Source organism: Streptomyces sp. AC627_RSS907 (assembly GCF_019049165.1).
Map to the genome: position 1 here is coordinate 1 of NZ_JAGMUE010001059.1, position 551 is coordinate 551.

The 551-nt window shown below is 75.3% G+C and carries 1 protein-coding gene; it reads left to right on the forward strand.

The features are described 5' to 3' along the window. Positions 1 to 185: 185 nt before the first annotated feature. Positions 186 to 551 (forward strand): carbohydrate kinase family protein (locus KUM32_RS40245; RefSeq protein WP_254406768.1); only part of this gene is annotated, 366 nt, incomplete at its 3' end.

Below are 551 nucleotides of genomic sequence, written 5' to 3' on the forward strand. Positions count from 1 at the left end.
GAACAGGAGGGGCACGCCAGGTGAGTGCCGCCAAGGACGCCAAGGCCAAGGACGCCGAGCAGGTCATCGGGGTCACCGAAGGCGCGGGACCGGCCGCGGCGGACCGCGACCCGGACGCCGCGGTCCAGCCCCGTGAACCGGAGCGCCCGAGGGACGCGCACTGCCGCGCCGTCCCCGTCGACCCGCTGGCGGCGGTGCGCGGCCCCGGCGACCCCGCCTACGACGTGTACCTGACCGGCACCGTCTTCCTGGACATCGTCTTCACCGGACTCGACCACGCCCCGGTGCGCGGCACCGAGTCGTGGGCGCGCGGCATGGGCCAGAGCCCCGGTGGCATCGCCAACATGGCCACCGCGCTCGCCCGGCTCGGCCTGCGCACCACGCTGGCCGCCGCCTTCGGCACCGACATCTACGGCGACTACTGCTGGGACGCCCTCGCCGACGGGGAGGGCGTGGACCTCGCCGCCTCGCGCCGGGTGCCCGGCTGGCACTCGCCGGTCACCGTCTCCATGGCGTACGAGGGCGAGCGCACCATGGTCACCCACGAGCAC